We start from the raw sequence: 25,620 nt of genomic DNA, 5'->3' as shown, positions 1-25,620 counted from the left end.
TCGGTGATGCGGGTGGAGTGGGAGAGGGGAGGGTGGAGGGGCGGCGGCCTATTCCTTGACGCTGCCCGCGGCGAGACCGGACTGCCAGAACCGCTGGAGCAGCAGGAAGATCACCACGATGGGCACGATCGTCAGCAGGGAGCCGGTGATGATGAGGTCGAAGACGGCCTCGCCGCCGGCTGTCTGGGCCTGGGCGTTCCAGGCGCTGAGGCCGAGGGTCAGCGGGTACCAGTCGGGATCCTTGATCATGATCAGCGGCAGGAAGTAGTTGTTCCACGTCGCGACCATCGAGAACAGCAGGACGGTGACCGTGCCCGGCATCAGCAGTGGCAGGGCGATCGTGAAGAAGGTGCGCAGCTCCCCGGAGCCGTCGACGCGGGCGGCTTCCAGGAGTTCGGCGGGAATGGCCTCGGCGGCGAACACCCACATCAGGTAGAGCCCGAACGGGGAGATCAGGGACGGGATGATGACGGCCCACGGGGTGTTGGTGAGGCCCATCTTGCTGAACATCAAGAAGGTGGGGACGGCCAGGGCGGTGCCCGGGACCGCCACGGCTCCGAGGACGACGGCGAAGACCGCCTTGCGGCCGGGGAAGTTGAACTTGGCGAGGGCGTAGCCACCGAGAACGGCGAGGACGGTGGCGCCTCCGGCGCCCGCGGCCACGTAGAGGAGCGTGTTGAGCAGCCAGCGTACGAAGACGCCGTCGTCGTACGTGAGGGTGCGGGTGATGTTGTCCCAGAGGTTGACGTCGTCGGCGAACCAGAGCCCGAAGGAGTCGAGCAGTCCCTTCTGGTCCTTGGTGGAGTTGATGACGAGCCAGGCGAGCGGGAGCAGGGTGTAGAGCAGGGCCAGGCCGGTGACGAGGGTCAGGGGGATGCTGGGCCGGGGGTTGAGCGGGGTGTGCGGGAGCCGCTTCCGGCGTCTCGGCGTGGTGGCCGCGGGCGTGGTCACCGGAGCGCCGCCGGCGGGCTCGGCGGCCTCGGTCGCCGCCGCTGTGGTGAGAGGGGTGGTCATCGGCTCAGCCCTTCCGCATGCCGCGCAGCTGGACCGCGTAGGCGATGATCGCGGTGATCACGCCCATCACGATGGCCACGGTCGCCGCGTAGTTGTGCTGCTGGCCCGCGAAGGACAGCGAGTACGTGTAGAGGTTGGGGGTGAAATCGCTGGTGATGGCGTTGGGGGCGAGCTTCTGGAGGATGCTCGGCTCGTTGAACAGCTGGAAGCTGCCGATGATCGAGAAGATCGTGGCGATGACCAGCGCGCTGCGGATCGCCGGCAGTTTGACCGACGCCACGATGCGCCATTCGCCCGCGCCGTCGATCGCCGCGGCCTCGTACAGCGAGCGCGGGACGACCTTGAGCGCGGAGTAGAAGATCAGCATGTTGTAGCCCACGAACTCCCAGGTCACGATGTTGCCGATGGCGGCCAGGACCAGGGACGGGGAGAGCGGGTCGGGCAGTGTCACCCCGAGGGTGTCGTTGATGTTGCCGACGAGACCGAAGCGGGTGCCGTAGATGAAGCCCCAGATCAGGCTGGCCACGACGGCGGGTACCGCGTACGGCAGGAAGACCGAGACGCGGAAGAACGCCGTGCCGTACAGCCGGCCGCTGTCGATCGCCAGGGCGATGAGCAGCGCGATGCCGAGCATGATCGGCACCTGGACCAGGAGGAACAGGCCCACGCGGACCAGTCCGTCCCAGAACCGGGGGTCCGTGAGCGCCTCGCTGTAGTTGTCGAGGCCGACGAAGGAGGTGCCCCCGATCAGCCGGTCCCGGAAGACGCTGAGGTAGAGCGCGTATCCGATGGGGGCAAGGAACACGAGGCCGAAGACCGCGACGAACGGACCGACGAATCCCCAGCCGACGAAGGCCTCCTTCCGGCGCCGGAGAAGGGTTCGCCCGCGCGGCGGCTGGACCGCCTGCGCAGAGGTCGTCAGGAGCGTCATGGTGGTTCCTTGCGTCGGTGACCGACTGGTCGGGAACGGGGGAGGAGGCTGGGGCCTTGAATGGGAAGGCCGCATGAGGAGGGCCGGAAGCAGTGGGAGCCGATGGCTGATGTTTACGTAATCATCGAGTGGCTCGATGGTTGCATCACCGTCAGATGGGCGTCAAGCACAAGGAGGTAGCGATCAACCGTGATGTGCGGCGAGAGGCCGTGAGTTGACGCAGGGAACGATGGCCGGAGGCGGGCTCGGTCAGCCGGCGGAACGGTGTGAGCTCGGCGGCCCGAGGGGCGGCGTACGGGGCACGCGCGCCGAGCGCACGGATCCGCCGCCGGGGTGACGCAGGCAAAACCGCTGGTGGGGGCGGGGTGGACGGGTGCTCCGCCGGGTGGCCGAGCACCTTGCGACGGGGCGCGGCTTCAACGTACGTGTGGCGCGGCGGCGCATCCGGAGGGCGGCCGGCGGCCCGGCCCGCGAGCGGACGGCCGTCGGATCAGCAGCCCGGAATCCGTCAGACGGCGGGCGGTGCCGTGCTGGCGCGCACGACGAGAGTGGGTTCGACGGCGAGGCGCCGCGGCCCGTTGCCGCGGCGCTCGATCTGCTCCAGCAGCAGGGTCACACAGTGCCGGCCCACCACGTCGAAGTCCTGGTGCACCGTGGTCAGCGGGGGTTCGAAGAAGGGGGCTTCGGGCACGTCGTCGAAGCCGGCCACGCTGATCTCGCCCGGCACGGACCGGCCCGCCTCGTGCATGGCGCGCAGGACCCCAAGCGCCATCTGGTCGTTCGCCGCGAAGACGGCTGTGGCCTCGGGCATCTGGGCCAGGGTCCGCCCGGCCAGGTAGCCCGATTCGGCGGTCCAGTCCCCGTACAGGGTCGGACGTACCGGGGCGCCGGCCGCGACGAGCGTGCGCTCCCATGTCTCGGCTCGCCGCCGCGCGGCGAAGGAATCGCGCGGGCCGCTGACGTGGTGGACGGTCCGGTGGCCGAGCTCCAGCAGGTGCCGGACCACGCTCTGCGTGCCGCTGGCCTGGTCGAAGTCGACGTTCGGGTACTGGTGACCGGTGTCGCCGTCGGCGACGACCACCGGCATGGTGGGCGGCAGATGCAGCGACGGGGTGTCGAGCATCTGCGACTCCACCAGCACGATGCCGTCGACGGACTGCAGCATGAGATGGCGGAAGGCCTGCCGCACGGCGGCTTCGGTCTGCGCCCGGATTCCCATGAAGTTGACCGAGAACCCCGCCTCGCGCGCCGCGTCCGCGATGGCGCCGAGCGTACGGGCGTTGCCGTGCGCGCCCACGTCGAAGCTGACCACGCCGATCGCTCCGAACTTGCCGGTGACCAGCGCACGAGCTGCCGCGTTCGGGCGGTAGCCGAGCTCCTGCATCGCGGCCAGAACCCTCGCGCGCGTCGTCTCGTCGACGTTGTCGTGGTTGTTGGCCACGCGGGAGACGGTCTGTGAGGAAACACCCGCCTTCGCCGCGACCTCCGCCATGGAGGGCCACTTCCGGGGCGGTCGCGAGCGCGGCGTTCTCGTTGCCTTTTCCGCCACCTTCGACCGCTCCTTCCCAGAGGTTCTGGGGGTGCGCGCAGGCTGCACCCCCATGCAGTCATGTTGACGCAAACAGGCCCTCCGGGTCAAAAGGCGGCCGCTTTCGTCCGACTCCTTGACAGGCTTCCGCGCGCCCTCCCACACTTCCGGCTACATCGTGTTTACGAAAACATCACGTAAGCAGCGGTGCTCGGCACAGCCCGAAGGGCCGTCTCCCCCCACCCCGCCGCTCCGTGTTTCCGCGGCGGCCGTCTGCCGTGCTGTCCGCGCGGCAACCAGTCCGACGAGAGACCACGAGGTGTCGCGCCATGCGACTGAACATCCCCAGGACGGCGGCAATGATCTGCGCCCTCCTCTTCTCCCTGCTCACCACCGGGGGCACCGCCCACGCCGCCCCGGTGACCGTCGTCAACGGCACACAGTTCACCGATCCCGCCGGCAACCCCGTCCACGCGCACGGGGGCGGCGTGATCAAGGTCGGGCAGTACTACTACTGGTTCGGAGAGGACCGCAACACCGACAACACCTTCCGGTACGTCTCCGCATACCGTTCCACGGACCTGAAGTCCTGGGAGTTCCGCAACCACGTCCTGACCGAGGCCACCGATCCGGAGCTCGACCAGGCCAACATCGAGCGGCCCAAGGTCATCTACAACGCGGCCACCCGGCAGTTCGTGATGTGGATGCACAAGGAGAACACCTCCGACTACGGCGAGGCGCGCGCCGCCGTCGCGGTGTCCTCGACGGTGGACGGCGACTACGCATGGCGCGGCAGCTTCCGGCCGCTCGGCCACATGTCCCGGGACATCTCGACGTTCGTCGACACCGACGGCACCGGCTACATGATCTCCGCGGCCAACGAGAACGCCGACCTGCACGTCTACCGTCTGACCCCTGACTACACCGCGGTCGAGTCGCAGGTCCAGAAGCTGTGGCCGGGCCAGTGGCGCGAGGCGCCCGCCATGTTCAAGCGGGACGGCGTGTACTTCCTCCTGACCTCCGGCGCCACGGGCTGGGCCCCGAACCAGCAGAAGTACGCCACCGCCTCCAGCGTCACCGGTTCCTGGACCGGCCTGAAGGACGTCGGCGACCCGACGGCCTACCGCAGCCAGACCGCCTTCGTCCTCCCCGTCCAGGGCACCGGGGGCACCTCGTTCCTCTACATGGGGGACCGCTGGGGCAACGCCATGGGCGGCACGGTCAACGACTCCCAGTACGTCTGGCTCCCGATCGCCTTCCCCACCCGTACGAGCATGACGATGGACTACTCCCCGCAGATCACCGTGGACGCGGCCGCGGGAACCGTCAGCGGAATGAACGTGCCCTGGGAGACGCTGGCCGCCCGTAACAGCGGCAAGTGCGCCGACGTGGCGAACTTCGACTCGGCGGACGGCACGCAGCTGATCCAGTGGGGCTGCGGCAGCGGTGTGAACCAGAACTTCTGGATCAAGGAGCTGAGCACCGGCAACGTCCAGATCATGGCCCGGCACAGCGGGAAGTGCCTCGGTGTGGCCGGCGCCTCGACCGCCGACGGGGCGTTCGCCGTACAGAACACCTGTGACGGCTCCGCATCCCAGCAGTGGAAGGTCCGGACGACCGACACCGCGGGCTACGTCGAGTTCGTGGCCCGGCACAGCGGCAAGTGCCTCGACGTCGTCAATCAGTCGACGGCCGACGGAACCGCCCTGGAGCAGTGGACCTGCAACGCGGGCGACAACCAGAAGTGGCGGCGCTCGGCGGTCTGACCGCCCCCGAGACCACCACCCCCCACGACGGCCCCCACGTCACCGCGCCTCCCGGCCCCGGGCCGGGAGGCGCGGTGACGGACCCCGGCCGACCTCACCCCCACGTGAAGGAGCACGCGTGTTCTGCACCCGCAACCGACCGCCGGCACGTCGAACCCGGCGGCTCAGGAACCTGGCCGTCCTCGGCGCCACCACGGCCCTCGTCGCCACGGCCGTCACAGCCGTGGGCACCGGTACGCAGACGGCGAGTGCCGCGGAGACCCCCGCCGCGGCGCTGACCGTACGCCTCGACCCCAGCTACCAGCATCCGGCCTTCGAAGGATGGGGAACCGCCCTGGCCTGGTTCGCCAACGTCACCGGAGGCTGGCCGGACGCACAGCGCAACGCGCTCGCGGACGCCCTCTACGGTGCCGACGGCCTCGGCTTCACGATCGCCCGCTACAACATCGGCGGCGGGGACAGCCCCGAGACCGCCCCGTACATGCGGCCCGGCGCGGCCGTCCCCGGCTACTGGAACCGGCCAGGCCCGGAGACCCCCGACTGGTGGGACCCGGACCGTGCCGACCACTGGAACCCCGGCGCCGACGCCAACCAGCGCTGGTGGCTCACGGCCGCCAAGGCGCGCGGGGCCCGCACCTTCGAGGCGTTCTCCAACTCCGCCCCGTACTTCATGACCAACAGCGGGCTGGTCTCCGGAGCGGGCGACGGCGGGCAGGACAACCTGCGGGCCGACCAGTACGACCGGTTCGCCGCCTATCTCACCGGCGCCCTCCAACGGGCCCAGTCCGCCACCGGAGTCACCTTCGACTCCGTCTCACCGGTCAACGAGCCCGACACGGACTACTGGCACGCGGGCGGCCGCCAGGAGGGCTCGCACTGGGACCCGGCCTCCCAGGCCCGCATGATCACGACCCTGCGTGCCGCGCTCGACGCGAAGGGTGTGAAGACCCCGATCGCCGCCATGGACGAGACGAACCCGGACACCTTCCGCTCCGACTGGGAGGCGTACGCGCCCGGCGCACGCGAGGCCGTGGGCCGGCTCAACACGCACACGTACGGGACCGGCGGCCGCACCGGGGCCCGGGACATCGCCAAGGGCGAGGGCACGCCCCTGTGGATGTCCGAGGTCGACACCGGTGGCAGCGTCCCGCAGAGCTTCACGGACATGAGCCCCGCACTCGACCTCGCCCGGCACATCAACGACGACATCCGGGAGCTGGAGCCGAGCGCCTGGGTCCTGTGGCAGGCCGTCGAGGACTACGAGAACATGACGCCCGGTCACGAGAACTCGAACTGGGGCCTCATACAGACGGACCTCACCCCCGACGACGCGGCCACCGAACCGCTGCGCAAGAACAAGAAGTACTGGGCGATGGCGAACTACAGCCGTTTCGTGCGCCCCGGCGCGCACATCGTCGACACCGACGACCCGCAGACCCTGGCCGCGGTACGGCCGGGCGGGGACGGCGTGGTGGTCGTCCACTCCAACCCGACCGGCGAAGCACGCGAACTCACCCTCGACCTCGACGGCTTCCGCACGGCGGCCGACGGACCCGTCGAGCGGTGGACCACCGACGCCACCCGCAATCTCAAACGCGACACCGACGCGGCCGTGACCGGCCGGACGCTCAAGGCCACCGTCGGCCCCGGTTCCGTCACCACGTTCGTCCTGCCCACGGTCACCGGTGTGGACCCGGCGACGGCCACCGCGCCCACGGGCGCCCCGCGCCAACTGGTCAACGACAACAGCGGCAAGGCGCTCGCCGTGGCCACCGTCAACGGCGGGAACACCCCGGTGCAGCGCACCTCCGCACCCGCCGACCCCGCACAGCAGTGGACCTTCACCCCGCTGTCGGCCACGGACTGGAGCGCCGGCGCCGCCTACCGCGTCACCAGCACGAAGACGGGCCAGGCACTCTCGGCATCCGACGGAACGCTCACTCTCGCCCCACCGGGAACGTCCACCGCGCAGCAGTGGATCCGCTCGACCACCGGCGACGGCCACCACACCCTGATCAACAGGGCGAGCGGCGAACTCCTGGACGTCACCGGCGCCTCCACCGGCGACGGCGCGCCGGTCGGGGTCTACCGGCCGACGACCGGCGCCAACCAGTCCTGGACCCTCCCGAGCGCGGCACCGGACAGCTGGAGGACCCTGGCCTTCCGGCACAGCTCCCGGTGTCTCGACGTCAGCGGCGCGGGCTCCGGCGACGGGGCGGCCGTCGTGCAGTACGGCTGCACCGCCGGTACGAACCAGCAGTGGTCGCTCCGTCCCACCGGTGGCGGATACGTGAACGTCGTGGCCCGCCACAGCGGCAAGTGCCTCGACGTGAGCGACGTCTCCACGGCCGACGGCGCGGTCGTCCTCCAGTACGCGTGCAACAACGGCCGCAACCAGGAGTGGGCGGTGCGCGGCACGGGCGACGGGTACCTCACGCTCAGGGCCCGGCACAGCGCCAAGTGCCTGGACGTGGACGGCGCCTCCACCGCGGACGGCGCGAAGGCCGTGCAGCGCACCTGCGACGGATCCGGGGCACAGCAGCTCCGGCAGGACTGACGCCACAGCGGAGCGCGGGCCCGGTCGAAGGACCGGGCCCGCGCCGATGGCCCGTCGTACGGCCGCCGGCTACTCCTCGGTGGGACCGAGATCGGGCGTCGGACGGAACTCGACCGTCCGGGCCCGGTGCGCCGCGTGGAGCTCCAGCACGACGACCTCGTTGGTTCCGGCGCGCAGAACCGGGGCCGGCACGTACAGGGACCGCTGCGGGCCGCGGGACCAGTGACGGCCGAGTGCGAAGCCGTTGACCCAGGCGTTGCCCTTGGTCCAGCCGTCGAGGTGGAGGAAGGTGTCGGCCGGGTCGGTCACCTCGAAGACGCCCCGGTGGAAGGCCGGTCCGACGGGAGCGGCGGCCGCGGGAGCGAAGGGGAGGCCCTCCAGGTCCGCGAGGGGGAGGGGCCGGCTGGTCCAGCCCGCGAGCTCGGCGCCGTCCAGGAGGACCCTGCCGGGCAGACCCTTGCGGTCGTGGATGCCCGGCCCGTAGTTCACCCGTCCCTGGTTCTCGACGAGGACGGTGAGGGTGCTGCCGGCCCGGGGAACCGTGAAGGCCAGGGCGTGGTCGTGGTTCTCGCGCTCCAGGACGCCCACGGGTTGCCCGTCGACGAAGATCTGGGCGCGGTCGCGGACCTGTTCGACCTCCAGAAGCGCCGGGCCCTTGAGCGACAGCGTCGTCTCGTACAGGACGAAGCCGAAGTCCTGTTCCAGCTCCTCCATGGTGAGGGGGCGGTGCGCGTCGACGGCCGCACCGAGCGCCGCTGCATGCGGCAGCAGTGCGGCGGTCTCGGTGAGCGGCACGGTCTGCCGGGCGAGCCTGGGGCCGGGCGCGGGCGCGGGACTGTCCGGCACGGGAGCGTACTTGGCGATCACGTCGCGAAAGGCGGTGAACTTCTCCGTGGGATCGCCGGCTTCGTCGAGCGGGGCGTCGTAGTCGTACGACGTCACGGTGGGGCGGTAGGTGTGCTTGTCGTTGGCGCCGTTGGTGAAGCCGAAGTTGGTGCCGCCGTGGAACATGTAGAAGTTCACCGACGCCCCGGTGGAAAGGAGTTCGTCCAGCTCCCGCGCCGCATGGCCGGCGTCGCGCACGACGTGGTGGGCTCCCCAGCGGTCGAACCAGCCGATCCAGAACTCGGTGCACATCAGCGGCCCCTTGGGCTGGTGGGCCCTCAGAGTGGCCAGGCCCTCGTCGGAGCGGCTGCCGAAGTTGGCCGTGGCGAGGACGCCGGGCAGCGCGCCGCGCTCCAGGTCCGCGGGCTGGTCGCAGGTGAAGAGCGGCACGTCGACACCGCAGCGGCGCAGCGAGGCGGCGAGGTACTCCAGATACCCGGTGTCGTCGCCGTACGCCCCGTACTCGTTCTCCACCTGTACCGCCAGGACGGGGCCGCCCCGGGAGGCCAGGTACGGCCGGAGCGGCGTGAGCAGGCGGTCGAAGTAGTCGTCGACCGCGGCGAGGAAACGGGGGTCGCGGGAGCGGAGCCGTATGTCCGGTTCGGCGAGCAGCCAGGACGGGAGGCCGCCGCCCTCCCACTCGGCGCAGATGTAGGGGCCGGGCCGGAGCAGCACGTGCAGTCCCTCCGCGGCCGCGAGGCCGAGGAACCGGGGCAGGTCGAGGCCGCCGTCGAGGCTGAAGCTGTCGGGCCGCGGCTGGTGCAGGTTCCAGGGCACGTAGGTCTCGACGGTGTTGAGGCCCATGAGCCTGGCCTTGCGCAGCCGGTCCGACCACTGGCCGGGGTGCGTGCGGAAGTAGTGCATCCCGCCGGACAGGAGCCGGAACGGTTCGCCGTCGAGAGTGAAGCCGCCGCCGTCGGACTGGAGAAGAGGCATGTACGGGTGCTCCTGTGCTGGGGGTGGGATGCGCTGTCGAGAAGCCTGCCAGCGCTATGTTTGCGTAAACATGATTGCTGTGGCAAGTGTTCGCCGGGACCTGATCCGACCCTGCGGCATCTTGATGGGGGTGCGACAGCGCCGCGTGGCGCGGCAGGAGTTCAATCGCCACTCGGGTTCGCGAGTGTTTACGCAATCATGATGCTACGTGGCCACGCGCCCCAGGTCACCGTCGCCATGCTCACCAGGGCCTTCCGCGTCGTCAACGGCGTCGGCGGCAGGGCCCTGGACGTGGCGAACGAGCCCGACCGGCAACGGAGCCCCTGTCATCAGGTGAACCTGGACGGGCGGCGCCAACCAGCAGTGGCGGCTGCTGCGCGGCCTGAGCGTCTGCGAACCCCCGTCTACCGGGGCGGCGTCGGTGTGTCACCGTTGTCCGCCGATGCCGCAACGGCCTCCTGCGCCTGCCTGAGCCCGCTCATCGCCCTGTCCTCACCGCCCCGGTCACCGCGTGCACGGAAGAGGCCCGCGGCTGCCGTGTAGGCGTCAACCGCCTCCCGGAACCTGCGCGCTCTCACGAGTGCTTCGCCGAAGCTGCCCAACGCCATCGCCTCCAGCCGCTGTTCGCCCCGCTCCCGGCAGATCTCCACGTCCCGGGCATGGGCATCCACGGCCTCCTCGAACCGGCCGGCAGCCTGGAGGGCGCCGCCGAGCCCGTGCAGGGCCATGGCTTCGCACTCCGAGTCGTTGAGTGCGCGGAATATCTCGACGGCGGCGGTATGGGCGTCGATCGCCTCCTCGCAGCGCCCGCTCCGCGTGAAGGCGCTGCCCAACCCGTCCAGAGCGATGCCCTCGTCACGGCGTACGCCGAGGGTGCGGGACAGGTGGAGCGCCCGGGTACGCGCCTCGATCGCCTCGTCGAGGCGGCCGGCCTCCTCCAGGGTGATACCCAGCCCATTGAGTCCCATCACCTCCCCGTGCGCGTCGCCGAGTTCCCGGTGCACGGCAACGCAGTTGGCCTGAGCGTCAATGGACTCCTGCGGCCTGCCCGCCGCCTGCAACGCGAGACCGAGGCTTCCCCACGCGTCGGCCTCGCTCCGCCGGTCACCGAGTTCCTGACAGACGGCCACCTGCCGCTCGTACACGTCAACGGCCTCCTCGTACCGGTGCGCGTCCGTGAGCACATGGCCCGCGCCGCTGAGCGAGGTGTTCTCCGCATGCAGGTCGCCGCGTTCACGGTCGATGCCGATGGCGGCCATGTGGGTGCCCACGGCTTCATCGGTCCGCCGCACCGCCATGGAGGCATGCCCGAGCCGGTTGAGCGCCTGGGCCTCGCCCTGCCGGTCGCCGATCTCACGGCAGATACCGAGGCCCGCGTTGTAGGCGGCGAACGCCTCGCCGTGGCGGCCCGATTTCCTGAGGGCGTCGCCGAGCCCTCCCAGCGCTCCCGCCTCGCTCCGCCGGTCGCCGAGCGAACGGTGGAGATCCGCTGCCGTGCCGTGGAAGCGCGCAGCCTCCTCGTACCGATGCGCCCTGTCGAGGGCATGGCCGAGAAGGCTCATCCCACCGGCCATACCGTGCCGGTCGTCGATCTCGCGGCAGAGTTCGAACGCGGCACTGTGGGCGTCGATCGCCTCCTTGGAACGCCCGCATGCCACCAGAGCGCTCCCCAGGTTGTCCAGCGCGGCGGCTTCGCCGCGTGGGTCGCCCAGCTCGCGGAAGGCCTCGGCCGCGCGGCTCTGGGCTTCGATGGACTGCTGGTACCTGCGCAGGTCCAGCAGATCACGGCCCAGGTTGGCCGTCCCGGTCGCTTCGCCGTACGGATCTCCGAGGCCGTGCCACAGAGCGACGGCCGACTCGTGGGCTGTCACGGCGTCCTCGAACCGCCGCACACGCGTCAGGCCGTTGCCGAGATTGTTCAGGGCCACGGCCTGGCCGGCCCGGTCCCCCCGTTCGCCGAGGACCTCCGCGGCGGCCTCGGTGAGAACGTTCAGTTCGTCGAAGTGCCGGCACCCGATGCAGTAGCGGGTCAGGGCGGTGGCCAGCTCGGTGGCCGCGGCGTGGCCGCGCGCGGCAGGGCACACGGCCGCGGCGACGACAGCGGCCCGTTCGGTATCCAGCCATGCGAGCGCCTGCTCCCGTCCGGCGAACAGGGCCGGGACGGCGGTGTCCTCGCCGCCGGCGATCAGGGCGTCCGCCGCGCGGGCAAGGGAGAGGTAGTGGTCCAGGAGCCGGTCCATGGCGGCATCGCGCCGGTCGTCGCCGAGGTGGGCCCGGCCGAGCTCCTCGCCGTACAGCCGGATGAGATCGTGCAGCGACCAGCGGTCGGCGGACGTGCTCTGCAGGAGATGGGCCCGCGCGAGATCGGCCAGCAGCCGCCGGGCAGAGCCCTCCTCCAGAAGGGCGGTGGCCGCCTCGGTGGAGATGTCGGGCCCGGGGGCGGCGGCGAGCAGCCGAAACGTCCTCTTCTGCGGCCCGTTCAGATGCCGGTAGGACAGATCGAAGCATGCCCGGACGGCCAGGGGACTGCCGTGTTCGTCGGTGTCCTCGTACTGCAGGGCGTCCAGGCGCGTGCGGGCGTCGGCCAGTTCCTCCGCCTGGCCGGACAGGGGACGGGCGGGTTCGTCACGCAGCAGGGCCGCGATGATCCGCAGGGACAACGGAAGCTTCCCGCACAGCTCGACCAGATGGCGTGCGTCGGAGGGCCGGGCGGTGACGCGGACGTCGTCGGTGTCACCCTCGCGCAACGCCCGGTCCAGCAGCCTGACGCCCTCGTCCGCGGACAGCGGGTCCAGCTCGATGCGCCGGGCGGGCAGCGCGGCGAGCGTGTGACGGCTGGTGACGAGCATGCGGTGCGGCTGGGCGGGCAGCAGGTCGGCTATCTGAGTGACCTTGCGGACATTGTCCAGGACCACCAGCAGCGGACGGCCCTCCCCGGCCAGGCCGTTCAGGGCCAGGTGCCAGGCGTCCCGCTTGCCGTCCGAGGTGGCCGGCAGGTCCTTGTCCCCGACGCCGACCATGCGCAGGAGGCGGTCGACGACCGCTGTGGCCTCCACCTCATGGTCCGTCATATAGCCGTGCAGGTCAGCGAAGAGCACGCCTCCCGTGAACACGTTCCGCGCGCGGTGAGCGGCATGCAGGGCGAGCGCGGTCTTGCCGACCCCGCCCATGCCCGACACGACACAGACGGCTGAGGACGGTCCGCCCTCCTCCGGGGCGGCCTCGGGTACCGGGCCGAGCCACGAGAGGATCCTCTCGGCCTCCCCCTCGCGGCCGGTGAATCCGAGAGGGGGCGGCGGGAGGCTGACCGGCCCCTGGACATCGGCCTCGCGCCTCGCCGCCGTCCGGCCGCCGCGGGACTCCTCGCGCTCGGCCCGTGCCTGGGCGAGCAACTGCTGCCAGGCGCCCGGGCGCAGGGCCCGGTAGCCGCCCTTGTCCTGTGCGCGGCCTTCGAGGAAGCGGATCACGGCGAGGAAGTGGGCGTCGCGGTCGGGTGCGGGCACGCTCTCGCCGTTGAGCCAGGCGCTGATCGCGGACTTTCCGGCCGCGTACTGCGTCGATCTTCCGGGTCCCGCCGCTGCGGGCCGCCGGGTCGGTCCGTCGGCCTTCCGCGGCAGACCGAGATCCCGCGCCAGCACCTCGAGCCGGGACAGCGCAGGAGACCCAGCCGCTTCGTACACATGGCGCACGTGCTTCCAGAACCGCCCCGCAGCAGTGTCCATTACTCCCCGGTCCCCGTTGCTTCCGGAGATGAGCCCCCTCCGGAAGGTGCACATTCCGTTGCTGACCAGGCTAGTTGGCGCTCGGAGCGGGTGTGCGGCTTCGCAGGAAACCCCCCGGAAGCGCGGTCATGGGTGCCCAGTCGACCGCCGCCCCGGCAGTCGGCATCAGCCCCGGGAGCCCGACATGAACCGTAGGTCCGAGCCCGCCCACCGGAACAACCGCGCCCGCCGCGCGGCCACGTCGTTGCGCCGCCTGACCACCGCCCTGGTCCTCCGGTTCGGCGCAGCGGCGGTCACCGAGGCCGCCCGGTACCTGATCGACCGGATCCTCGACCAGGTCTGACCGGACGGCGAAAGCCCTTCGCGGGGCTTCCGATCCGATCGCGTGCCGGTAACCCGTCCCGGACGCCAGTGCGTCCGGGACGCCCGCCGACACGTTCCGGGCCGCCGCCGCGCACGCAAGTTGCTTATTCTGTCGTCGAGCTGATTATCAACTGCCTTCCGCACTCTGGAGTTCGCCATGTCCCGACCGGAGAACGACGCCACCTCGCTGCACATCGACACCAGCAAGCCGCATCCCGCGCGGATGTACGACTGGTTCCTCGGCGGCAAGGACAACTACCCGGTGGACGAGGCGATGGGCCGGCAGATGCTCGCGGTCGAACCGGGCGTCCCGGTGATGGCGAAGGTGAACCGCGCCTTCATGCACCGTGCCACCCGCTGGCTGACAAGCCAGGGCATCCGGCAGTTCCTCGACATCGGGACCGGGATACCCACCGAGCCCAACCTCCACCAGGTGGCCCAGCAGGCGGCGCCCACCACCCGGGTCGTCTACTGCGACAACGATCCGATCGTGCTGGCCCACGCCGAAGCCCTGCTGAACGGCACCCCGGAGGGTGTCATCGACTACGTGCAGGCCGACGCGCGGGACGTGGACTCCATCCTCGAACACGCGGGAAAGACACTCGACTTCAGCCGTCCTGTCGCGCTCTCGTTGATCTCGCTGCTGCACTTCGTGAGTGACGAGGACGGCGCCTACGAGCTGGTGAGCAGGCTGACCGACGTACTGGCGCCGGGCAGTCACCTGGTGATCTCGCACCTCACCGCCGACTTCCATCCGGAGCAGGCACGCAAGGTCGACGAGATGTACAAGGCCAAGGCGCTCACGCTGGTGCCGCGCAAGCGCGATGAGTTCGCCGCGTTCTTCACCGGACTCGACGTGGTCGAGCCCGGCATCGTGGCCGCCGAGGCCTGGCACCCCGAACTCGGTGAACCGGTGCCCGGCCAGGAGGACATCATCAGCGCGGGGTACGTGGCAGTGGGACGCAAGCCGTAACCCCCGCGCCGGAGGAGCCGTCGGCCGCGCGGGCCCGGAAGGGTGCCGCCTGCGAGCGCCCCGCGGCGCGGCTGACGGCGAGGCCGGGCAGGAGGGCTCCTTCCGAATCGGTGGGCAGCCCTGCGCACTCGGTGCTGTCTCCTTCAGGCATCGCCGGCCACGCTGGGTGGCGGCTCCCTCACTACCGTAGACCGGACGGAAGTGCGCAAACGGGTGAATGGCGCCACCCTTGAATCATGGCTCAGTACCTCGTACCTCCGGGCGAGACCCCTCCAGTAGAGGGCTGCATCGCCGAAGCCCATGAAGAGCGCGCAGACGGAGGCATGTGGGAGCACCCCAAAATATGGCTGGGGCTCATCGTCATTGGCGCGATCCTCATCGCGGCCTTCTTCGTCACCCGCATATTCGCTCTGTGATGGTGTCGGCACGCATCCCACCTGCGATGACAAGACGCCCGCCGCCGCGCCGACGCCCCGCCGCTCCGCTGTACGCAGCTCTGCGGGTAGCCAGGTCAGGGCTGTTGCGGCCCGGGGGCGGAGGGGCCCAGTGCCTGTTGGAGTGTTGCCGGTAGCTGTTCGGACACTTCATCCCCCAAGCGCTCGAACTCCCTCTTCAGGAGCGGCGTCGCCAGTCGGGCGATCCCGTGGAATTCGACCTGGGCGCGGTAGGTGATACGGGTGCCGCCGGAGTGCGGCTCGAAATGCAGGTCGTCCGTTGACGTCGCAGTCTTGTTGCGCCCGACGAAGGTGAGCCGGTCGTCGCTCATCCGCGTCAGTTCGTAGCGAAGCTCTGTGCAGCGCCCCCGGAACGAGGACACATTGAGCCACTCCGTACCCACCCCCAGCGGCGCATCGGCGTCGGTCGGCCGACAGGTGAGGGTGCCCGGGTCCCACTGTTCCGCGTGGGCGAAGTCGGCCATGTAGGCCACGATCGCGTCGCGCGATCGGCTTGAGTGCATGATCCGTTCGACTTTGATCACTACTGCTCCCGGTGATGTCACATCGTGCGTCGTGCCGGACTGCTCCCAATTGTCCTCCTTCTCCGTGCACGACCGTCGGACGCAGGCAGTCCCGGCCGACCAGGCACCCCGAGAACTCGTCGAACGGGCGCAGAAATCCTTCTGAGCTGCGACGCGCTGCTGCTCACGCCGTGGGCTTCGCGGTCGGCTCGGGCGGGCCCGACTGCCGCGGAAAGGGGGCGGTATCCGGGAGGCTCATGCGGTTGGATGACCCCATGAGCCCCGATATCCGCCCCCTGGAACTGAGGCCCGCACGTCCCGGCGACGCCGAGGCCGTCGCCGGCATCTGGTACCAGGGATGGGGTGACGGCCACCTGGGCAACGTGCCCGACGCATTGGTCGAAGCCCGCCCCCGCAACTCGTTCGACGTACGTGCCGCACAGCGCGTCATGGATACGGTCGTCGCCGTAGTGGGCGGCCAGGTGGCGGGCTTCATCATGGTGGCCGGTGACGAGGTCGAGCAGGTCTACGTCGATGCCCCTCACCGTGGCACAGCCGTCGCTTCCGCCCTGTTGTCCGCCGCCGAGGAACGGGTTGCGACGGCCGGCTACCGGCGGGCCTGGCTCGCAGTGGTGGCCGGCAACTCCCGTGCCCGCCGCTTCTACGCACGTCAGGGCTGGCGGGACGAGGGCCTCTTCGATCATCACGCACCCGGCCGGGACGAGCCGGTGCTGGTGCCGGCCCACCGGTACGTGAAGGACCTCACCGGCGAGTGAGACCGCGGCCCGGCGCGTACCCGAAGAGCGTAGGTGGGGGTTGAGATGCGGGCCCTGATCTTGCTTCTTTGATTCTTGCTTCTTTGATCCAAGAGGGGCGCCGGTGTGGTCGACCCACGCGGGGCGGGTGGGGCACTGGGTGGGCGAAGGCGTGCATTCAACCGCCGAGAGTCACTTGCTCTCCAATCGCCCCAGCGGGTGACCTTCGGCGAGGACGGAGCGGGCGATCTGCCAGTCGGTGTCGTCGATGCCGGTGATGTGGCGTAGGTAGGCGAGGGTGACCTGCTGGACGAGGGCGACGCGGCTGGGGTCCTCGTCGGTGGTCTCTGCGGCCCGGTAGCCGGAGATGCCGCCGAGGAAGTGCTCGCCGCCGTGGACGGTGAGCAGGCTCTTGTTGCCGCGGCTGAGGGTGTAGGGGTCGCTTGTCCAGGCGGGTCCCCGGGTGGTGAGCGGGAGGTCGTCCTTGTCGCCGGCGACCACCAGTCCGGGGGCGGTGATGTGGGAGAAGTCCTGGTCGCGGAGCCAGGGAAGGTTCTCGTGGGCGAAGGGGGTCAGTTCGTCGCCGCCCTTGCCGGCCGTGGCCAGTTGGATGCTGGCCATGACCCGGGAGTCGGACAGGTCGTCGGCGGTGCCGGTCCGGGGGTCGGTGACGCGCAGGCCTACGAGGATGCCCGCGGTCTGGCCCCCGAAGGAGTGGCCCGCTGCGACGACGCGGCTGTGATCGACCCGGCCGGAGAGGCCGGGCACGGATGTCTCCAGTGTCCTGAGCTCGTCCAGGATCTGTTTCATGTCCCGCAGGCGGTAGCGCCACAGGTGGGGCCTGCGGGGGTCGTCCGCAGCCATGGAGACCCGCTTGGAGTCGAGATGCGTGGCTTGGATCACCACGAAGCCGTGAGAGGACCAGTGGTCGACCAGAGGTGCGTAGCCGTCCAGGTCGGAGCCGAACCCGTGTGCAAGGAGCACGATCGGCAGGCGTGTACCAGTGAGCGGGGCGGAAACGCGTACGTGCAGGTCCTGGCCGCGCTCGGGGGCGGGCAGTGCGATCGGCTTGACCGTCATGATCGGTGTGGGAGCGGGGCCGGTGAGCCCGGTCGTCCGGTGGGTGGTCATGTGCGTGCTTCTCTCCGGCGTGGTGCGGGTGGCGGGTCAGGTGGTCTTGAGGTCGAGGATGCGTCCGGCGTCGACCCGAGACGTATCGGGCGAAAGCCCCCGGGTGATGTCGGCTACGCTAAAACTTGACGTTGACGTCAAAGGCAAGTCGTTGTGGCGTGGATCACATGGAGCTCGGGATGCGCATTGGGGAACTCGCCCGCCGCACAGGCGTCAGCACCCGGGCCCTGCGGTACTACGAGGAGCAGAACCTGCTCACCGCCGAACGCAGCAACAGCGGCCAGCGCCACTACCCGGAATCCGCGGTCACACGGATCCTCCTGGTTCGGGAGCTGTTCACCGCCGGCCTGTCGAGCAGGACCATCGCAGAACTCACCCCCTGCGTCATCGACGGCAGGGCCACACCCGAACTCCTCGACCGCCTGGCTGCGGAGCGCGGTCACATCGACCAGCACATCGCCGATCTCACGCGCACCCGAGACAAGCTCGACTCGGTCATCGCCGGCGCCTCCGCCTCCATGGACTCCGGGACCCCCTGCGGCGGGTGCAGCGAGCGCTCGTAGCCCTGGGGTGATCCTCCTTGCCCACTACCTCTCCGCCACCTATATGCGCCGCCCTGCCGACGTTCGGTGAGCTGCCGGTGACGTGGGCGAGTTCGACTTGGAGCCGGCGTCACCCGCCTTCGCGCTGCTGCCGCTGTCCAGCGCGCCGGAGGGGCGAAGGGAGCCGTCTCGCACGAGGCTGTGGTCGCGGGGGGCAGGGCGGAGAACATCGACCGACATTGGGTCGACCGGCGGTTGCGCACGCCGATCCAAACCAAACGGCCTGTCTGTGCCGAGCTCGCCCACCGGCGGGCGCCCGCTTCACAGGCGAGGGCAAGACGATCTGGACGGAGCAGGCGACACCCCCGTCCACTCCGTGCGCCCAGGTGTAGCGGAACGCCTTCCCCCCGGGCATCCTGCCCCCTTCCACCCGAGATGCGCCTCCTGGCCGGGTGGCCGAGATTGGAGGCACAGGTCCCCTGCCGGGGACGTCCGTGACACGGAGGAACCTCCATGACGCGAGAGACGAGAGAACAGACGGCACCCCGTACGAGTCACGGCAGCGGCCGGGTGTTCGCCGCTGTTCCGATCGTGCGTGTCGTGTGCACGGCTCCGCGCCCCCGGAGGGTCTGACGTCCGGGACACCGACGGCCGCCGCCCATGACGAGGTCCGCGGACCGTCGACCTCGCTGGTCCTGGTCGTCGGCATGTCCGGCTCAGGCAAGACCACCGTGGGCCGGCTTCTCGCCGAGCGGCTCGGCTGGTCGTACCGGGACGCGGACGAGTTCCACTCCGCGACCGCCCGCGCCAGGATGGCAGCCGGTCAGGCACTCACGGACAGTGATCGCGAGCCCTGGCTGGATGCCATCTCGGCATGGCTGGACCACGAAATCGCCGCGCACCACCCGGCGGTCGTCACCTGTTCCGCCCTCAAGCGCGCCTACCGCGACCGGCTCCTCGCCGGGAGGCCTGAAATGCGCCTGGTGTACCTGCATGGCGCACCGGAGCTGATTCGCTCCCGATTGTCCGACAGACGAGGCCACTTCTTCCCGGCGAGCCTGCTGGAGAGCCAGATCGCCGACTTCGAAGAACCGCAACCGGACGAGCGTCCCCTGGTGGTGGACATCGATCAGCCGCCGGAGACGATCGTCGCCGCGCTGACCTCGCTGCTGCTCCGCCTCCCCGCACCCGGCGGGGCACCCCACGGGCGCGCCGCGGAACCCATGGTCCCGCCCGCAGGGACTCCCGCCAGCCCGACAGGTGACCAGTGGACCCTGACGTGGAAGGGGCAGAAAGCCGTCGTGGTCCAACTGGGCGCGGCCCTGCGCCACTACGAAGTGGACGGCCGGACCCTGCTGGACGGCTTCGCCGCCAATGCACCCATCACCGGCGGCAGGGGGCAACTGCTCGTTCCCTGGCCCAACCGCATAGGCGGCGGCGGTTACCACTTCGACGGCGTGGACCTGCAACTCCCCCTCTCCGAACCGGAAAAGAGCAACGCGATCCACGGCCTCGTCCGCTGGGTCCCGTGGCAGTTGCAGGCCCGAAGCGAGGAATCGCTGCGACTGGGTACCGTACTCCGGCCGCAGCCGGGCTACCCCTTCCTGCTGGACGTGACCGCCGAGTACCGGCTTGGGCCCGCCGGCCTCGACGTCGTCGTCTGCGCCACCAACGTGGGGGACGGGCCCGCTCCCTATGGCGTGGGGCAGCATCCGTATCTGACACTCGGCACCGGCCCTGTCGACACGGTTGTGCTGACCGTTCCCGCCCGGGAGCGCTTCCTCACCGACGACCGGGGCCTGCCGGTCGGCCGGGAGCCCGTCGAAGGTTCGGACCTCGACTTCCGTACGGCTCGCCCCATCGGCTCCCGGCGACTGGACACCGCCTTCAGTCTCGACCGCTCCGACGGCGACGTGGCCGTCGTACGGCTGGCCCACCCTTCCGGGGTTCACGGGGTGGATGTCCGGCTCGGCGAAGGCGCTCGATACGTGCAGATCTACACGGGTGACACGCTTCCGGAGACCGAACGCCGCCGAGCCGTCGCGGTAGAGCCCATGTCCTGCCCGCCGGACGCCTTTCGCAGCGCCCGCGGCCCCGACATCCTGGAGCCGGGCGGCACCCATGTGCTCCGATGGGGCATCACGGCATGGCAGTCCTCCTGAACGCCGCCTGGAGCCGCGGCTGAGCCGACCGGGGGAAACCGCTCCGCCCGATGGCCCAAGAGCGGCCCGCCAGGCTGTCTCAGCGGCGAGTTGGTGATTGCCTGATCCCCGCCTGCCGGGCAATGGCCGGGTGGGTCGGAGCGGTGTAGCGAGGGGACAGGGCATCGTGGATTCTCACGTCGAGGCATCGTGGGGGGCTTTGCCGACCGACTTGCTGAAGGGCCAGACAGCTCTGGTGACCGGCGCAAATTCGGGCATCGGCAAGGCCACCGCCATCGCGCTGGGCCGGGCGGGCGCCCAGGTTGCGGTGAACTACGTGAGCAATCGGGACGCTGCCGAGCAGGTAGTGGAGGAGATCGCCTCGTTCGGGGTTCGCGCTGTGGCCTACGAGGCCGACGTGTCGCAGGAGCCCCAGGTGACCGCGATGGTGGGCCGGACGGTCCAGGATTTCGGGACCCTCGACATCCTGGTTGCCAATGCAGGCATGCAGCGGGACGCCAAGTTCACCGAAATGACTCTCGCCCAGTGGCAGAAGGTCCTCGACGTCAACCTCACAGGCCAGTTCCTGTGCGCACGGGAGGCGGCCAAGGAGTTCCGTCGGCGCGGAGTGGTCCCCGAGGTGTCCCGGGCGGCCGGGAAGATCATCTGCATGAGCTCGGTGCACCAGCTCATCCCCTGGGCGGGGCACGTGAACTACGCCTCCTCCAAGGGAGGCGTGCAGATGATGATGCAGACCCTGGCCCAAGAGCTCGCACCGGACAAGATCCGGGTGAACGCCGTCGCGCCCGGGGCGATCAAGACACCCATCAACCGCAGTGCCTGGGAGACGCCGCAGGCCCGGGACGACCTCCTGCGTCTGATCCCCTACGACCGGATCGGGGACCCCGAGGACATCGCCCACGCCGTCGTCCTTCTCGCGTCCGACCTCATGGACTACGTCGTGGGGACGACTCTCTACGTCGACGGCGGGATGACGCTCTTCCCCGGATTCGCAACAGGCGGCTGACCGCTTCCGCAGGCTCCTGAACATTGCGAAGGCGGTTATGCACACCTCGGTCCACCTGCTGGCGAGTGCTCCGGATCAACTCCTGCCGGCCCGGGAACTCATGGCCTTCACCCTGGCCTCCCACATCATCCTGGTCCCGCTGGGCGTGGCCCTGCCTTTGATCACCCTGGTCATGCACTACCGCGGGCTGCGCCACAAGGACGCGACTGCCCTCCTGCTGGCGCGGCGCTGGTCGGCGGTCATGGCGGTCCAGTTCGCCGTCGGAGTCGTCACCGGTACCGTGCTCTCCTTCGAATTCGGACTGCTCTGGCCGGGGATGATGGGCAGATGGGGTGACGTCTTCGGAATCGGCTTCGGGGTCGAGGCCTGGGCGTTCTTCCTCGAAGCGGTCCTCATCGCCATCTACCTCTACGGGTGGCGGCGGCTGAAGCCCCGGACGCACTTCCTGCTCGGGCTGCCCCTCCCGGCCGCGGCGCTGCTGGGGGCCTTCGGCATCCTGGCGGCCAACTCGTGGATGAACACACCGCAGGGCTTCTCCCTCGACAGCGCCGGCCGGCCGACGGACGTGAACATCTGGAAGGCGATCTTCACGCCGATGTTCGGGCCGCAGTACTGGCACTTCGTCGTGGCCATGCTGCTGACAGCGGGCTACGTGGTGGCTGGGGTCTACGCAGTGGGCTGGCTGAGGGGGCGTCGTGACCGTTACCACCGTCTCGGCTTCACCGTTCCCTTCACCATCGCCGCGGTGGCGACCCCGGTACAGTTCATTCTCGGCGACTCCATCGCCCGTTCGGTGTTCCACAAGCAGCCGGTGAAGTTCGCGGCCATGGAGATCGTCTGGAAGACCGACACCCGCGTACCGGAGTACCTGTTCGGCCGCATGCACTCCGACGGTTCCATCTCGGGCGGCATCAAGGTGCCGCTGCTCGACTCCGTCCTCGCCGGCTTCAGCCCGGACACCAAGGTCGTCGGACTCACCTCAGTACCGCCGGACCAACGGCCCACGGCCCTCCAGGCGACGATCGCACACTGGGCTTTCGACATCATGGTCCTCATCGGCTCCGCCCTGGTGCTCCTCGCGCTCTGGTACGGCCTGGTCTGGATGCGGCATCGCAGACTTCCCGCCTCCAAGTGGTTCTACCGCGGCGCGGCCTGCGCCGGTCCGGCCTCGGTGGTGGCTGTCGAATGCGGCTGGATCGCGACCGAGGTGGGACGCCAGCCCTGGATCGTGTACCAGAACATGCGCGTTGCTCAGGCGGTCACGGCGACGCACTCGTCCACCCTGTGGATCATGCTCGGCCTGGTGATCGTCGTCTACCTGCTCATCTTCGGCTCGTTCCTCGCCGTCCTGCTGAAGCTGCGCACCCGATGGCGCCTCGCCGACGCAGAGCAGGCCGCCGGCCGTCCGGCGGATGAGCCGGAGGCAGACAGCCCCTATGGCCCCCGGACAGCTGTCCCCGCAGGTGGCGGCCGTGGCACCGGCCCGTCCCAGGGTGAACGGCCGTGACGGCCGACCTGATGGCAGCGGTGTTGCTGCTGGCCATCGCCGCGTACACCTGCGCGGGCGGAACCGACTACGGGGCCGGCTTCTGGGACCTGACCGCGGGAGGCGCCGAACGCGGCAAGCAGCCGCGATGGCTCATCGATCACGCCATGGCACCCGTATGGGAGGTCAACAACGTCTGGCTGATCTTCGTCTTCGTCATCATGTGGACCGGCTTCCCCACCCTCTTCCAGGCCGTGTTCTCCGCCATGTGGCTGCCACTGGCGCTGGCCGCTGTGGGCCTGGTCCTGCGCGGAGCCGGCTTCGCCTTCCGAAAGGTGGCCCGGAAGCTCGCCGAACGCCGGCTTTACGGTGCCGTGTTCGCCCTGGCCTCACTCGTGACGCCGTTCTTCCTCGGCGCCGCAGTGGGGGGAGTGGCCTCAGGCCGGGTGAAACTCGGAACGGAGGCGTCGGCGGACGCCTGGTCCAACCCCACCTCCGTCATGTTCGGCCTGCTCGCCGTCGCCGCGACGGCCTTCCTGGGCGCCGTCTTCCTGGCAGGGGACGCCCGCCGCTTCGACGCGCCCCACCTGATCGCCTACTTCCGGCGGCGCGGGCTACTGAGCCTCATCGCCCTAGCGGTGCTCGCGCTGATCACCCTGTTCGTCACCAGCGAGGACGCCCCGCACATCTGGCACGGGCTCACTCATGGGGCGGGGCTGGCCTTCGCGATCGCAGCCGGAGCGGCCTCACTCAACACGGCGTGGCTGCTCACGCGGAGACCGGGAGGCTGGGCCCGCGCATCGGCCGTCGGCGCCGTCGCCTGCGCGGTCCTCGCCTGGGGCCTGGCTCAGCGCCCCTACCTCCTCCCGACGTCGATGACCGTCGCCGAAGGTGCCGGCGCATCCACCACGCTGACCTGGCTGGCGTTCGTCACCCTGGTCGCGCTGGTGATCGTGGTACCGGCCGTCGTCTTCCTGTACTGGCTCGACACCCGAGGCGATCTCGAAGAACTCAGTGAGGCCGACCTGCGCCAGGGCGACGATCCCGGGGGTGGAGGCAGAGCGGGCACCACCTGACCCGTCAGCACAGTTTCCTGCCCACCCTGCCGAAAGGAGTTGTTGTGACAGATGACGAGATCTACCTCGGGATCGCACTGACCCTGGTCCTCGCCACCGGGTCGCAGATCCTGGCGAGCAGGCTGCGCCTTCCCGCACTCATCATCCTGCTTCCCGCCGGGTTCACGGCAGGAGCGCTGACGGACGTCGTCCATCCCGACAAGCTGATGGGGCAGAACTTCGACGCCCTCGTGTCGATGGCCGTGGCGGTGATCCTCTACGACGCCGGCCTCGGGCTCAACCTGCGGAAGCTCACCGGCCGGACACGGGGGATCGTCGGACGGCTGCTGCTGCTCGGTGTGCTCGTCACGTTTCTGATCACCGCCGCCGTGGCACCGGCGATGTTCGACATGCCCCTCAGAGTGGCATCGATGCTCGGTGTGATCCTCGTCGTCTCCGGACCCACGGTCGTAGGTCCCATTCTCGACTTCGTACGGCCCACGGACAAGACGCGCCGGATCCTCATCTGGGAAGGGACCCTCACCGACCCCATCGGGGGCATCCTGGGTGCCCTGACCTTCCACGCCATCGCCACCACCCACCAGATCGACATCGGCCGCGGTTACCAACTCGGCCAGTTCGCCCTCAGCATGGCCGTGGGCCTGGCCGCCGGCGCGGTCGGCACGGCGATCCTGTGGCTGACGCTTCGTACACTTCGGCTCGGTGAGACGCTCGGGACGCTGGCCCAGCTGACCACGGTGATCGCCGTGTCCGCCGGTGCCGACGTCGTCAGGGATGACACGGGACTCATCGCCGCCATCGTCACGGGCCTCGCCGTCACCAACATCAAGGGTTTCGACATGCCCGCGCGGCGCCCCTTCTTCGAGACCCTGGCGCAGCTGATCATCGGCCTGCTGTTCGTCTCCATCTCCGCCACGATCACACCTGCCTCCCTCGTCCCCGTACTCCTCCCCGCCCTCGCCCTCATCGCCATCCTCGTCCTCGTGGTCCGTCCACTCGTCGCCTACTTGTCGACCGCTCGCGCCGGGCTGAGCCCAGGCGAACGGGCCTTCGTCGGGTGGATGGCCCCTCGCGGCATCGTCGCGGCAGCCACGGCTACGGCATTCTCGGCGAACCTCGTCGACAGGGGAGTCGACGGGGCCGCGAAAATCCTTCCCGTCACGTTTCTCGTGATCGTCGGCACGGTCCTGTTGTACGCCCTGAGCGCGGCACCGGTCGCCAGAATCCTGGGCATCGTCAAACCCGCCGGGACCCGGATCCTGCTCGTGGGCGGCGAGCCGTGGGTGGTGGATCTGGGAAGGAGCCTGCGATCCGCCGGGCTGGACCTGCTGATGTGGGCGGGCCTGGCAGAGGAGCGACAACGGATCGCGGACGCCGGTATCCAACTCGCCACGGGGGATCTGCTGGCCACCGCCACCAACCCGGGTGCCCGCCTGGAGGGGGTGACGGCGGTGTTCCTGGCCACGGACGACGACGACTTCAACGCGCTCGCCTCTGTCGTGATGCAGGACAGCGTCGAAGGGCCTGTCTATCGGGTCGGGCCTCCCCAGGACAGTCACGGAGTCGTGGCTCCTTACACCGGTGGGGACATCCTCTTCGGCAGATCGCTCGTGCGCCACACACTGGCCGCGCGGTACGAGGCGGGCGCGCGGTTCCTGGTCCAGCCGGCCCCCGCCCCCCTTCCGCCCGGGAGCGAGACCCTCTTCGTGGTGCACGAGGACCTGCGGCTGGAACCCGTCACCGAGAAGCGGCGGGTTACTCCGGGGGAAGGCGACAGAGTTGTCCTGCTGATCCCCCGCGTCGAGCAGTGCACCGAGCGGTGAGACAGG

General features: G+C 69.9%; 19 protein-coding genes. 12 read left to right on the top strand and 7 right to left on the bottom strand.

Translation table 11 applies throughout. From position 1 onward, the window contains the following. Nucleotides 1-48: 48 nt before the first annotated feature. The 3 genes from OG521_04480 to OG521_04470 form a co-directional block, all read right to left on the bottom strand. Nucleotides 49-1,014, bottom strand: a complete 966-nt coding sequence (locus OG521_04480) for a carbohydrate ABC transporter permease (protein WUW20082.1) — start codon at nt 1,012-1,014, stop codon at nt 49-51. 4 nt (nt 1,015-1,018) lie between these two features. Next, the gene (locus tag OG521_04475) at nt 1,019-1,945 is read right to left on the bottom strand and encodes a sugar ABC transporter permease (GenBank protein ID WUW20081.1); all 927 of its coding nucleotides are present in this window, start codon (nt 1,943-1,945) and stop codon (nt 1,019-1,021) included. A gap of 508 nt (nt 1,946-2,453) precedes the next feature. Then, nucleotides 2,454-3,437 (bottom strand): LacI family DNA-binding transcriptional regulator, encoded by a 984-nt coding sequence (locus tag OG521_04470; GenBank protein WUW20080.1) that lies wholly within the window; start codon nt 3,435-3,437, stop codon nt 2,454-2,456. 365 nt (nt 3,438-3,802) lie between these two features. Between OG521_04470 and OG521_04465 the strand changes: the two genes are divergently transcribed. Both OG521_04465 and OG521_04460 read left to right on the top strand, forming a co-directional pair. Then, entirely contained in the window at nt 3,803-5,239 is a 1,437-nt protein-coding gene (locus OG521_04465; protein ID WUW20079.1) for an RICIN domain-containing protein, read from the top strand. Nucleotides 5,240-5,357: 118 nt separating this feature from the next. Then, nucleotides 5,358-7,796 carry an RICIN domain-containing protein gene (locus tag OG521_04460; protein WUW20078.1) on the top strand — a complete coding sequence of 813 codons (2,439 nt, stop codon included), beginning with the start codon at nt 5,358-5,360 and terminating at the stop codon, nt 7,794-7,796. A gap of 69 nt (nt 7,797-7,865) precedes the next feature. Here OG521_04460 and OG521_04455 read toward each other — a convergent pair whose 3' ends face one another. Together OG521_04455 and OG521_04450 are read right to left on the bottom strand one after the other, a co-directional pair. After that, a complete protein-coding gene (locus OG521_04455) occupies nt 7,866-9,617 on the bottom strand; it encodes a beta-galactosidase (GenBank protein WUW20077.1) in 1,752 nt (583 codons plus the stop codon). A gap of 404 nt (nt 9,618-10,021) precedes the next feature. Then, nucleotides 10,022-13,339 carry a tetratricopeptide repeat protein gene (locus OG521_04450; GenBank protein WUW20076.1) on the bottom strand — a complete coding sequence of 1,106 codons (3,318 nt, stop codon included), beginning with the start codon at nt 13,337-13,339 and terminating at the stop codon, nt 10,022-10,024. 184 nt (nt 13,340-13,523) lie between these two features. Here OG521_04450 and OG521_04445 point away from each other — a divergent pair, with 184 nt between their 5' ends. The 3 genes from OG521_04445 (at nt 13,524) to OG521_04435 (ending at nt 15,091) form a co-directional block, all read left to right on the top strand. Then, nucleotides 13,524-13,682 carry a hypothetical protein gene (locus OG521_04445; protein WUW20075.1) on the top strand — a complete coding sequence of 53 codons (159 nt, stop codon included), beginning with the start codon at nt 13,524-13,526 and terminating at the stop codon, nt 13,680-13,682. A gap of 177 nt (nt 13,683-13,859) precedes the next feature. Further along, nucleotides 13,860-14,675 (top strand): SAM-dependent methyltransferase, encoded by an 816-nt coding sequence (locus OG521_04440; GenBank protein WUW20074.1) that lies wholly within the window; start codon nt 13,860-13,862, stop codon nt 14,673-14,675. Nucleotides 14,676-14,911: 236 nt separating this feature from the next. After that, on the top strand, nt 14,912-15,091 hold the full coding sequence (locus OG521_04435) for a DUF6480 family protein (GenBank protein ID WUW20073.1): 180 nt from the start codon (nt 14,912-14,914) through the stop codon (nt 15,089-15,091). Between the two features lie 95 nt (nt 15,092-15,186). Here OG521_04435 and OG521_04430 read toward each other — a convergent pair whose 3' ends face one another. After that, nucleotides 15,187-15,654 (bottom strand): SRPBCC family protein, encoded by a 468-nt coding sequence (locus tag OG521_04430; protein ID WUW20072.1) that lies wholly within the window; start codon nt 15,652-15,654, stop codon nt 15,187-15,189. 254 nt (nt 15,655-15,908) lie between these two features. On the opposite strand from OG521_04430, the gene OG521_04425 reads away from it, so the two are divergent. Further along, entirely contained in the window at nt 15,909-16,409 is a 501-nt protein-coding gene (locus OG521_04425) for a GNAT family N-acetyltransferase (GenBank protein WUW20071.1), read from the top strand. Between the two features lie 171 nt (nt 16,410-16,580). Here OG521_04425 and OG521_04420 read toward each other — a convergent pair whose 3' ends face one another. Further along, a complete protein-coding gene (locus OG521_04420) occupies nt 16,581-17,519 on the bottom strand; it encodes a chlorophyllase (protein ID WUW20070.1) in 939 nt (312 codons plus the stop codon). Nucleotides 17,520-17,698: 179 nt separating this feature from the next. On the opposite strand from OG521_04420, the gene OG521_04415 reads away from it, so the two are divergent. The 6 genes from OG521_04415 to OG521_04390 all read left to right on the top strand — a co-directional run bounded on the left by OG521_04415 (nt 17,699) and on the right by OG521_04390 (nt 25,614). Then, nucleotides 17,699-18,082, top strand: a complete 384-nt coding sequence (locus OG521_04415; protein WUW20069.1) for a MerR family transcriptional regulator — start codon at nt 17,699-17,701, stop codon at nt 18,080-18,082. A 581-nt stretch (nt 18,083-18,663) separates the two neighbouring features. Continuing rightward, nucleotides 18,664-20,223 (top strand): gluconokinase, GntK/IdnK-type, encoded by a 1,560-nt coding sequence (locus OG521_04410; protein WUW20068.1) that lies wholly within the window; start codon nt 18,664-18,666, stop codon nt 20,221-20,223. 199 nt (nt 20,224-20,422) lie between these two features. Next, complete coding sequence (locus OG521_04405) at nt 20,423-21,229, top strand: SDR family oxidoreductase (GenBank protein ID WUW20067.1); 807 nt, start codon at nt 20,423-20,425, stop codon at nt 21,227-21,229. A gap of 37 nt (nt 21,230-21,266) precedes the next feature. Beyond that, nucleotides 21,267-22,736 carry a cytochrome ubiquinol oxidase subunit I gene (locus tag OG521_04400; GenBank protein ID WUW20066.1) on the top strand — a complete coding sequence of 490 codons (1,470 nt, stop codon included), beginning with the start codon at nt 21,267-21,269 and terminating at the stop codon, nt 22,734-22,736. After that, a complete protein-coding gene (locus OG521_04395) occupies nt 22,733-23,791 on the top strand; it encodes a cytochrome d ubiquinol oxidase subunit II (GenBank protein WUW20065.1) in 1,059 nt (352 codons plus the stop codon). Before OG521_04400 ends, OG521_04395 begins: the two co-directional genes overlap by 4 nt. 44 nt (nt 23,792-23,835) lie before the next feature. Next, on the top strand, nt 23,836-25,614 hold the full coding sequence (locus OG521_04390; protein WUW20064.1) for a cation:proton antiporter: 1,779 nt from the start codon (nt 23,836-23,838) through the stop codon (nt 25,612-25,614). Nucleotides 25,615-25,620: the final 6 nt, after the last annotated feature.

Origin of the sequence: Streptomyces sp. NBC_01463, from assembly GCA_036227345.1 — a bacterium.
Classification (GTDB): domain Bacteria; phylum Actinomycetota; class Actinomycetes; order Streptomycetales; family Streptomycetaceae; genus Streptomyces.
Note: the sequence above shows the minus strand (reverse complement) of the source record. Positions and strands in the feature narration are given on the sequence as shown.

What these genes read in the sequence shown, in the direction of transcription:
- OG521_04470 (WUW20080.1), bottom strand. Translation starts at nt 3,437, where the DNA reads ATGGCGGAGGTCGCGGCGAAGGCGGGTGTTTCCTCACAGACCGTCTCC.
- OG521_04465 (WUW20079.1), top strand. Translation starts at nt 3,803, where the DNA reads ATGCGACTGAACATCCCCAGGACGGCGGCAATGATCTGCGCCCTCCTC.
- OG521_04435 (WUW20073.1), top strand. Translation starts at nt 14,912, where the DNA reads ATGGCTCAGTACCTCGTACCTCCGGGCGAGACCCCTCCAGTAGAGGGC.
- OG521_04420 (WUW20070.1), bottom strand. Translation starts at nt 17,519, where the DNA reads ATGACCACCCACCGGACGACCGGGCTCACCGGCCCCGCTCCCACACCG.
- OG521_04450 (WUW20076.1), bottom strand. Translation starts at nt 13,339, where the DNA reads ATGGACACTGCTGCGGGGCGGTTCTGGAAGCACGTGCGCCATGTGTAC.
- OG521_04475 (WUW20081.1), bottom strand. Translation starts at nt 1,945, where the DNA reads ATGACGCTCCTGACGACCTCTGCGCAGGCGGTCCAGCCGCCGCGCGGG.
- OG521_04445 (WUW20075.1), top strand. Translation starts at nt 13,524, where the DNA reads ATGAACCGTAGGTCCGAGCCCGCCCACCGGAACAACCGCGCCCGCCGC.
- OG521_04415 (WUW20069.1), top strand. Translation starts at nt 17,699, where the DNA reads ATGCGCATTGGGGAACTCGCCCGCCGCACAGGCGTCAGCACCCGGGCC.
- OG521_04455 (WUW20077.1), bottom strand. Translation starts at nt 9,617, where the DNA reads ATGCCTCTTCTCCAGTCCGACGGCGGCGGCTTCACTCTCGACGGCGAA.
- OG521_04400 (WUW20066.1), top strand. Translation starts at nt 21,267, where the DNA reads ATGCACACCTCGGTCCACCTGCTGGCGAGTGCTCCGGATCAACTCCTG.
- OG521_04440 (WUW20074.1), top strand. Translation starts at nt 13,860, where the DNA reads ATGTCCCGACCGGAGAACGACGCCACCTCGCTGCACATCGACACCAGC.
- OG521_04425 (WUW20071.1), top strand. Translation starts at nt 15,909, where the DNA reads ATGAGCCCCGATATCCGCCCCCTGGAACTGAGGCCCGCACGTCCCGGC.
- OG521_04480 (WUW20082.1), bottom strand. Translation starts at nt 1,014, where the DNA reads ATGACCACCCCTCTCACCACAGCGGCGGCGACCGAGGCCGCCGAGCCC.